This is a genomic window from Neisseria sp. WLZKY-1, assembly GCF_046546535.1.
Classification (GTDB): domain Bacteria; phylum Pseudomonadota; class Gammaproteobacteria; order Burkholderiales; family Neisseriaceae; genus Neisseria.
The window spans coordinates 1-7,567 of record NZ_JBKGTW010000070.1; the positions used below are offsets into that span (position 1 = coordinate 1).

7 protein-coding genes are annotated in these 7,567 nt (G+C 59.0%); 5 read left to right on the plus strand and 2 right to left on the minus strand.

Going from position 1 to position 7,567, the window contains the following annotated elements; all coding sequences use genetic code 11:
* Nucleotides 1-186 precede the first annotated feature (186 nt).
* Nucleotides 187-1,242 carry a transaldolase gene (gene tal / locus ACLD9W_RS11610; RefSeq protein ID WP_410842166.1) on the minus strand — a complete coding sequence of 352 codons (1,056 nt, stop codon included), beginning with the start codon at nt 1,240-1,242 and terminating at the stop codon, nt 187-189.
* Between the two features lie 75 nt (nt 1,243-1,317).
* Between tal and ACLD9W_RS11615 the strand changes: the two genes are divergently transcribed.
* The 3 genes from ACLD9W_RS11615 (at nt 1,318) to ACLD9W_RS11625 (ending at nt 4,887) form a co-directional block, all read left to right on the plus strand.
* Nucleotides 1,318-2,298, plus strand: coding sequence for an SIS domain-containing protein (locus tag ACLD9W_RS11615; RefSeq protein ID WP_410842167.1), 981 nt, complete (start codon nt 1,318-1,320; stop codon nt 2,296-2,298).
* 221 nt (nt 2,299-2,519) lie between these two features.
* Complete coding sequence (locus ACLD9W_RS11620) at nt 2,520-3,344, plus strand: DJ-1/PfpI family protein (protein ID WP_410842168.1); 825 nt, start codon at nt 2,520-2,522, stop codon at nt 3,342-3,344.
* 331 nt (nt 3,345-3,675) lie between these two features.
* Nucleotides 3,676-4,887: an esterase-like activity of phytase family protein gene (locus ACLD9W_RS11625; protein WP_410842169.1), complete on the plus strand. Its 1,212-nt coding sequence runs from the start codon at nt 3,676-3,678 to the stop codon at nt 4,885-4,887.
* 105 nt (nt 4,888-4,992) lie between these two features.
* Here the strand turns inward: ACLD9W_RS11625 and ACLD9W_RS11630 are convergent, their stop codons facing one another.
* Nucleotides 4,993-6,006: a zinc-binding alcohol dehydrogenase family protein gene (locus ACLD9W_RS11630; RefSeq protein WP_410842170.1), complete on the minus strand. Its 1,014-nt coding sequence runs from the start codon at nt 6,004-6,006 to the stop codon at nt 4,993-4,995.
* A gap of 242 nt (nt 6,007-6,248) precedes the next feature.
* Between ACLD9W_RS11630 and ACLD9W_RS11635 the strand changes: the two genes are divergently transcribed.
* Together ACLD9W_RS11635 and ACLD9W_RS11640 are read left to right on the plus strand one after the other, a co-directional pair.
* Entirely contained in the window at nt 6,249-6,992 is a 744-nt protein-coding gene (locus ACLD9W_RS11635; protein ID WP_395428787.1) for an alpha/beta fold hydrolase, read from the plus strand.
* 53 nt (nt 6,993-7,045) lie between these two features.
* Nucleotides 7,046-7,396: a winged helix-turn-helix transcriptional regulator gene (locus ACLD9W_RS11640; protein WP_410842171.1), complete on the plus strand. Its 351-nt coding sequence runs from the start codon at nt 7,046-7,048 to the stop codon at nt 7,394-7,396.
* The last annotated feature ends 171 nt before the right edge of the window (nt 7,397-7,567 follow it).

Sequence of the window (7,567 nt, forward strand, 5' to 3'; positions counted from 1 at the left end):
GCAAGGAAAAAAGCGCAGCAAGATTGGACATCTTGCGAGCATTTTTGACGCGGCAGGCGTGGATTTTTACCAAAAATACCGCCGCAAGGCTGATTGTCAACACACTCTATAAAGGCGGCGCAGGACGGAAAGGCCGTCTGAAAACCTGAAACCGGGTTTTCAGACGGCCTTCGGCTTGCGGCAGAATCAGGCCAGCGGTGCCAGCAGTTCGGCGAAAGCGGTTTCAAACTGCGCCAGTCCGTCTTGCTGCAAACGTTCGGCCAACGCTTCCACATCTATGCCCAAACCGGCAACTTCTGCCAACACGGCAAAGGCAGCGTCTGCGTCCTCCGCCAGCGCAGCGCGGGCGGTGCCGCCTGCAACAAAAGCCTGCAAAGTGGCTTCGGGCACGGTGTTGACGGTGTCTTCACCGATCAGGCTGTCGACATACAGCGTCGGCGGATAAGCGGGATTTTTCACGCCGGTGGACGCCCATAGCAGCCGCACACGGTTGGCGCCCTGCCCTGCCAAAACGGCAAATTCCGTGCTGCCGAAAAAGTCCTGCCAGTCGGCATAGGCCGCTTTGGCCAGCGCAACCGCAGTTTTGCCGCGTAGGTGTGCGGGCAGATTGCCGTCCAGCGCGTTGTCGATGCGCGAGATAAAGAAGCTGGCCACCACGCGGATGCCGTCAACCGCTTCGCCGCGCGCCAGCCGCGCGCGAATGCCGCGCACATAGGCTTCGTAGGCTTTGACGGTTTGGCGGCGGGAAAACAGCAGGGTCAGATTGATGTTGAGGCCGTCTGAAACCAGCGTTTCCAAGGCCGCCAGCCCCGCGTCGGTGGCGGGGATTTTGATCATCGCGTTCGGACGGCCGATTTCGCGGAACAGGCGGCGCGCTTCGGCTGCCGTGCCCGCCGCGTCGTGCGCCAGTTCGGGCGACACTTCGAGGCTGACGAAGCCGCTGCGACCGCCGTCTGCTTCGTATTCTTTCAAGCAGACGTCGCAGGCGGCGCGCACGTCGGCCACGGCCAGCGTTTCGTAACGCTGTTTGGCGGTGAGGTTCTGCGTTTTCAGCGCCGCCACGTCTTCGGCATACAGCGGGTCGGCGGCAAAAGCCTTTTGGAAAATGGCGGGATTGGAGGTAACGCCGCACACGCCCTCTTCCAGCATCCGCGCCAGCTCCCCGCTTTGCACCAGCGAGCGCGACAGATTGTCGAGCCAGATTTGTTGGCCTAAGTTTTTCACGTCCGTTAAAATGCTCATTTTTTCGTTCTCAAAATGTAATGACAGGGGATAAATCGTAACACGCACAGTCCCCACTATAAAACAGACAGACTTATGCAAACCGAAAACACTACCCAATACATCCGCTGGGCGCAGGAAGTTTTACAAACCGAAGCCGCCGCCCTGCGCGAAATTTCAGACGGCCTCGACGCCAATTTCGCCGCAGCCGCCGACACCATCCTCAACTGCACCGGCCGCTTGGTCGTGACCGGCATCGGCAAATCCGGCCACGTCGGCCACAAAATCGCCGCCACACTCGCCTCCACCGGCACGCCCGCCTTCTTCGTCCACCCCGCCGAAGCCGCGCACGGCGACTTGGGCATGATTGTCGACGGCGACGTGGTGCTGGCCATTTCCAATTCCGGCGAAAGCGACGAAATCTCCGCCATCCTGCCCGCGCTCAAACGCAAAAACATCAGCCTCATCTGCATCACCGCCCACCCCGAATCCACCATGGCGCGCCACGCCGACATCCACCTCACCGCGGCCGTGTCGCAGGAAGCCTGCCCGCTCGGCCTCGCCCCCACATCCAGCACCACCGCCGTGATGGCCTTGGGCGACGCGCTGGCCGTCACCCTGCTGCGCGCCCGCTCCTTCACCCGCGAAGACTTCGCCCTCAGCCACCCCGCCGGACGCCTGGGCAAACGCCTGCTGCTGCGCGTGGCCGACCTGATGCACGGCGGCAAACACTCCCCCGCCGTCACCGAAGGCACGCTGCTGAAAGACGCCGTGGTCATCATGAGCGAAAAAGGACTGGGCATGCTCGCCGTCACCGACCGCGAAGGCCGTCTGAAAGGCGTGTTCACCGACGGCGACCTGCGCCGCCTGTTCCAAAAAAGCGAATCTTTCACCGGCCTCACCGTCAACGACGTGATGCACGCCGAACCCAAAAGTATCCACCCCGACAAACTCGCCACCGAAGCCCTGAAAGAAATGCAGCGCCACAACATCTCCGGCCTGCTCGCCGTCGACGAAAACGGCCTCCTGGTCGGCGCGCTGAATATGAACGACCTGTTACAGGCACGCATCGTCTGATTGCGCCATTTCTCATGCAACAAAAGGCCGTCTGAAAGCTCCAAACAGCTTTTCAGACGGCCTGTTCATATTTATAAGCAAACGATTTAGGCAAGACAATTAACTCTACCTATAACCCTCCGCTTTCACCCACCTCAAATAAGGAAACAACATGACAGAATTGTCCAAACAGCCCGTCGCCGACCGCGCCGAGCACAACGCCTTTTCCCTCTGACTACTCTTTGAGCCAATACACCGCGCCCAAAACCAACTACACCAGCACCAAATTCGCCCAGCCCTACACCGGCGGCAAATTCAAAGTGCTGATGGTCGCCACCGACGAGCGCTATCTGCAAATGCAAAACGGCAAATTCTTCTCCACCGGCAACCACCCCGTGGAAACCCTGCTGCCGATGCTGCACATCCACAAAGCAGGCTTTGAAATCGACGTCGCCACCCTGTCGGGCAACCACGCCAAATTTGAAATGTGGGCGATGCTGGGCGAAGACGAAGCCATCGCCGAAATCTACGCCGAATACCTGCCCAAGCTCGACAAACCCGCGCACCTTGCCGACATTTTGGACGAAGTAGCCGCGCCCGATTCCCCCTACATCGCCGTGCTGATTCCCGGCGGCCACGGCGCGTTCAACAAGCTGCCTGAAAGCCGCTACATGCAGCGCCTGCTGGATTGGGCGTTGGCGAACGACAAATTTATCATCACCCTGTGCCACGGCCCCGCCGCGCTGGCTGCCGCATCCGTAGGCCGCGCCGACAGCGAATTCCCGTTTAAAAGGCTACGAGCTGTGCGTGTTCCCCGACGCTTTGGACGAAGGCGCGAATCTGGACATCGGCTATATGCCGGGCAAACTGCCGTGGTTGCTCGCCAAACGCCTAGAAGAGCTGGGCATGGTGGTGAAAAACAGCAAAATTTCCATCGACGGCAGCGTGCACAAAGACCGCCTTCTGCTCACCGGCGACAGTCCCTTGGCGGGCAACGCGCTGGGCATTTTGGCGGCAGACGAATTGCTCAAAGCCGTTGGCGTAGCAGAGTAATCCGCACACGATAAAGGCAGCCTGAAAGCTAAAATAGGCTTTCAGGCTGCCTTTTTATCGCCGTTGCCATACCGCGAACAGGCGAAAGGCCGTCTGAAAGCAGATTTGCAGGCTTTCAGAAGGCCTTTCGGCGTGTAGGCCGGATACCCGTATCCGACACTCCCCGCCGGCCGTGCAAGCATCTGCCGGATTGAAGCATCCACGCGGCAAAACTTGGAACATCGCGCTGCCATTGGGGTAAAACAGCAGCACATGAGCGCAATTTTTCCTTTGTCTCTTAAACATGAAATAAATTAGAATATCTCGGTTTTTACAAACCTTGAGTTAAGTTAACAAATGGAAATTATGAAACCAACCCTTCTTGCCGCCCTTATCGGCCTATTCGCCACCCATCCCGTCCTTGCCGAAACCATCCCCATGCCCGTGGAAAAACTGGGCGAAGTGCAGGGCGTGCCGTTTTATAAAGGCTACGGCTCGTCCATTGATGCCGACCCGCAAAACCCCAACCGCTTCTACGGCTTAACCGACCGCGGCCCCAATGCCGACGGCGGCGAAAACATCAAAATCTTCCTGCAGCCGGACTTCACGCCGAGCATTGGCCATTTTGAAATCCAAACCAACGGCACGATTAAAAAACTGCGCGACATCCCGCTCAAAGACGCCAACGGCAAACCGCTCACCGGCCTGCCCAACCCCAAAGGCTACGGCACATCCAAAGAAACCGTGGTGGATGCAAACAAACGCCCCCTGCAGCGCGACATCACCGGCATCGACAGCGAAGGGCTGGCGGTAATGAAAGACGGCACTTTCTGGGTGTCCGACGAATACGGCCCGCACATCGTGCACTTCGACCGCAACGGCTTCGAGCTCGAGCGCATGAGCCCGCGCGGCGTGCAAACCAACGGCCGCCGCCTGCCCGCCGTACTCGGCCATCTGCGCCCCAACCGCGGCATGGAAGGCTTGACCACCACGCCGAGCAACCGCGTATTGGTCGGCATCATGCAATCGACCCTGCACAACCCCGGCAAAGCCGAAGTAAAAAACGAATCGGTAACGCGCATCTTGTCGTTTGATTTGGCAACAGGCAAAACCAAGCAATACCTGTACCGCCAAGGCGGCAACTATTGGAAAAACTCCGAAATCCGCGCCATTGACGAGCACCGCTTCTTGGTGGACGAACACAACGGCAAAGACGTGAAACACGTTTACCTGATTGACCTGCGCGGCGCCACCGACGTTTCCGATCCCGCCGACAGCGAAAACGGCTTGAAAGTAAACGGCAAAGCCATCGAAGAAAACACTTGGGAAGAACTCGCCGCCGCCGGCATCAAGCCCGTAAGCAAAACGCTGGTAAGCGACGTGAAAAAAGACGTGGATTTTCAGTCGTCTAAATTTGAAGGCATGTGGGTTGCCGACGGCGGCAAAACGCTGTGGATTATCAACGATGACGATTTCGGCATCGATTCCACAGACAACCACACCATCGTGCCCAAACGCCTGCCCAACGGCGAAACCGACGCCACGCGCTTGTACCGCATTCCGTTGAATATCAAATAAGCACGAAACAAAAGCAGCCTGAAAAGCTGAAACACGCTTTTCAGGCTGCCTTTTTACAATGAATCGGACTTGGTTTTCAGGCTGCCTTAATCCCCCCAAGCCAACTCACCACCCCGCCAGCACCACCTTGCCAATCATGTCGCCGCGCTCCACCAGCTGATGCGCTTGGCGCAGGTTGGCGGCGTTGATGCCGTTGATGATACGCGTGGCGGTGGTTTTCAGACGGCCTTCGTCTGCCAGTTGCGCGACTTTGGCGAGGATTTCGCCTTGGCGCGCGATGTCGGCGGTCTCGCGCAGCGGGCGGGTGAACATGAATTCCCAGTGCAGCGAGATGCTTTTGCCTTTCAACGGGTTGGCGTCGAGAACGTCCGGGTCGTCAATCAGTGCGATGCGGCCTTGCGGCGCGAGCAGTTCCGCCAGTTGCGGCAGGTAGTGTGCGCTGTGGTTGGTGGAAAATGCCCACGATGGCGCGCCGATGCCGAGTGTGGCGACTTGTTCGGGCAGGCTGTGGCGGTGGTTGATGATGTAATCCGCGCCGAGGCGGCGCAGCCATGCTTCGCTTTCTGGACGCGAGGCGGTGGCGATGGTTTGGATGTCGGTGAGCGTTTTCAACAACTGCACGGTAATCGAGCCGACGCCGCCCGCACCGCCCACCAGCAGCAAGGCGCGACTGCCACCGGCGACGGGTTTGTTCACGTCGAGACGGTCAAACAGCGTTTCCCACGCGGTGAGCGCGGTCAGCGGCAATGCGGCTGCTTCGGCAAAATCGAGCGTGCGCGGTTTGCGGGCGACGATGCGCTCGTCCACCGCCTGCAACTGGGCATACGAGCCGGGGCGGTTAATCACGCCGGCGTAATAGACTTCGTCGCCGACCTGAAAATGCTGCACACCGCCACCGACGGCTTTGACCACGCCCGCCGCATCCCAGCCCAAAATACGGTACTGCCCTGCGGCAGGCGTATGCGCGGCGCGGACTTTGACGTCGGCGGGATTGACCGACACGGCACGCACTTCGACCAATAAATCGCGTTCACGCAGTTCCGGCGTGGGCAGTTCGATGTTGAGCAGGCAGTTTTCATCGCTGGCAGGCAGCGGGCGGTTGAATCCGATGGCTTTCATGTGGTTTGTCCGGTTGTGTAAAAAGGGCGGGCATCTTAAGATGCGGGCGCAAATCTGTTAAGAACGCACTTATTTTTCAGCAGGTTACTTATTGGATACTGCAAAGGAACAATCATGCCCACCCGCCGCACCCTGCTCAAAATTACCGCCGCTGCCACTTTATCCGCATTGGCGCCCCCATCCTTGCCGCACCGAAACGCAGCGGCACAACATCCCATTTCAATCCAAACAGAAGCAAACCCATGACCGCAACCCTGCATTACCAAAACGCCGAACTGTCCTACCAACTCGGCGGCAAAGCCGACGCGCCCGCCATTGTCCTGTTGCATGGCGGACTGGGGTCGGTGGCAGATTTCGCCCCGCTGCTGCCCCGCTTGCAAGCGCATTTCCGCATCCTTGCCATTGACACGCGCGGACATGGACGCTCCACGCGTGGCGACGTGCCGCTGACTTACGCCCAAACCGCAGACGACGCGCGGCAGATTATTGAAGCCGTCGGGCTGCGCCAGTTTCACCTGTTCGGATTCAGCGACGGCGGCGTAACCGCCTACCGTATCGCTGCCGCCGATGCCCGCGTGCAATCCGTGCTGACCGTCGGCGCGCAATGGCATAGCCGCGACACCCCGCGCGAAATGATGGCAAGCCTCACCGTTGCCGACGTGCGCGGGCAGATGTCCGAACAGGTTGCCGCCTACCAAAAACACAACCCCCGCCCCGATTTGGACGCGCTGGTTGCCGACCTGCGCCGCCTGTGGACGGACGACACGGCGGCGGGATTCCCGAATGAAAACAGCGCCAACATCAAAGCCCCCGTGCTGGCGGTGCGCGGCGAAGACGATTTCCTGCTCTCCGCCGAAGCCCTGAACAGCTTGCGCCAAGTCCTACCTGAAGCGCACCTGATGAACGTGCCGTTTGCCGCGCACGAAGTGATAAAAGAGCAGCCTGAAATCCTGTGGGCGGCGATGAAAGTGTTTTACAAGCTGTAAGGCAACCTGAAAGCCGTTTCAGACGGCATCCAACCATCACACAAGGAACAATCATGGGCAAAACCGCACACCGCGCATTCGACTGCGCCGAAGGCTGCTCGGTGGAAGCCGCGCTCGCCGTTATCGGCGGCAAGTGGAAAGGCACGATTCTCTACCGCCTGCATAGCGACGGCGTGCTGCGCTTCAACGAAATCCGCCGCATTCTGCCCGCCGTGTCGCAGCGCACGCTGACCGCACAACTGCGCGCGCTGGAAGCCGACGGCATCATCGAACGCACTGTTTACGCCGAAGTGCCGCCGCGCGTCGAATACCGCTTGAGCGCCTACGGGCAAACGCTTGCACCGGTGCTGCTCGCCTTGAAGGCGTGGGGCGATGGACACAAAGAACGCGGCAAGGCAGCCTGAAAACAAAAACGCCGCCTGAATTCGTTCAGACGACGTTTTATCTAAAAGAGAGCTCGGCTTTGAAAAAGTTTGGGGCTGTCCTAGATAACTCAGGAGATTCCGTTTAAGTTAGAATTTTCCTTATGAGAAAAAGTCGTCTGAGTCAGTACAAACAAAACAAACTGATTGAGC

What these genes read in the sequence shown, in the direction of transcription:
- ACLD9W_RS11615 (WP_410842167.1), top strand. Translation starts at nt 1,318, where the DNA reads ATGCAAACCGAAAACACTACCCAATACATCCGCTGGGCGCAGGAAGTT.
- ACLD9W_RS11625 (WP_410842169.1), top strand. Translation starts at nt 3,676, where the DNA reads ATGAAACCAACCCTTCTTGCCGCCCTTATCGGCCTATTCGCCACCCAT.
- ACLD9W_RS11630 (WP_410842170.1), bottom strand. Translation starts at nt 6,006, where the DNA reads ATGAAAGCCATCGGATTCAACCGCCCGCTGCCTGCCAGCGATGAAAAC.
- ACLD9W_RS11635 (WP_395428787.1), top strand. Translation starts at nt 6,249, where the DNA reads ATGACCGCAACCCTGCATTACCAAAACGCCGAACTGTCCTACCAACTC.
- tal (WP_410842166.1), bottom strand. Translation starts at nt 1,242, where the DNA reads ATGAGCATTTTAACGGACGTGAAAAACTTAGGCCAACAAATCTGGCTC.
- ACLD9W_RS11640 (WP_410842171.1), top strand. Translation starts at nt 7,046, where the DNA reads ATGGGCAAAACCGCACACCGCGCATTCGACTGCGCCGAAGGCTGCTCG.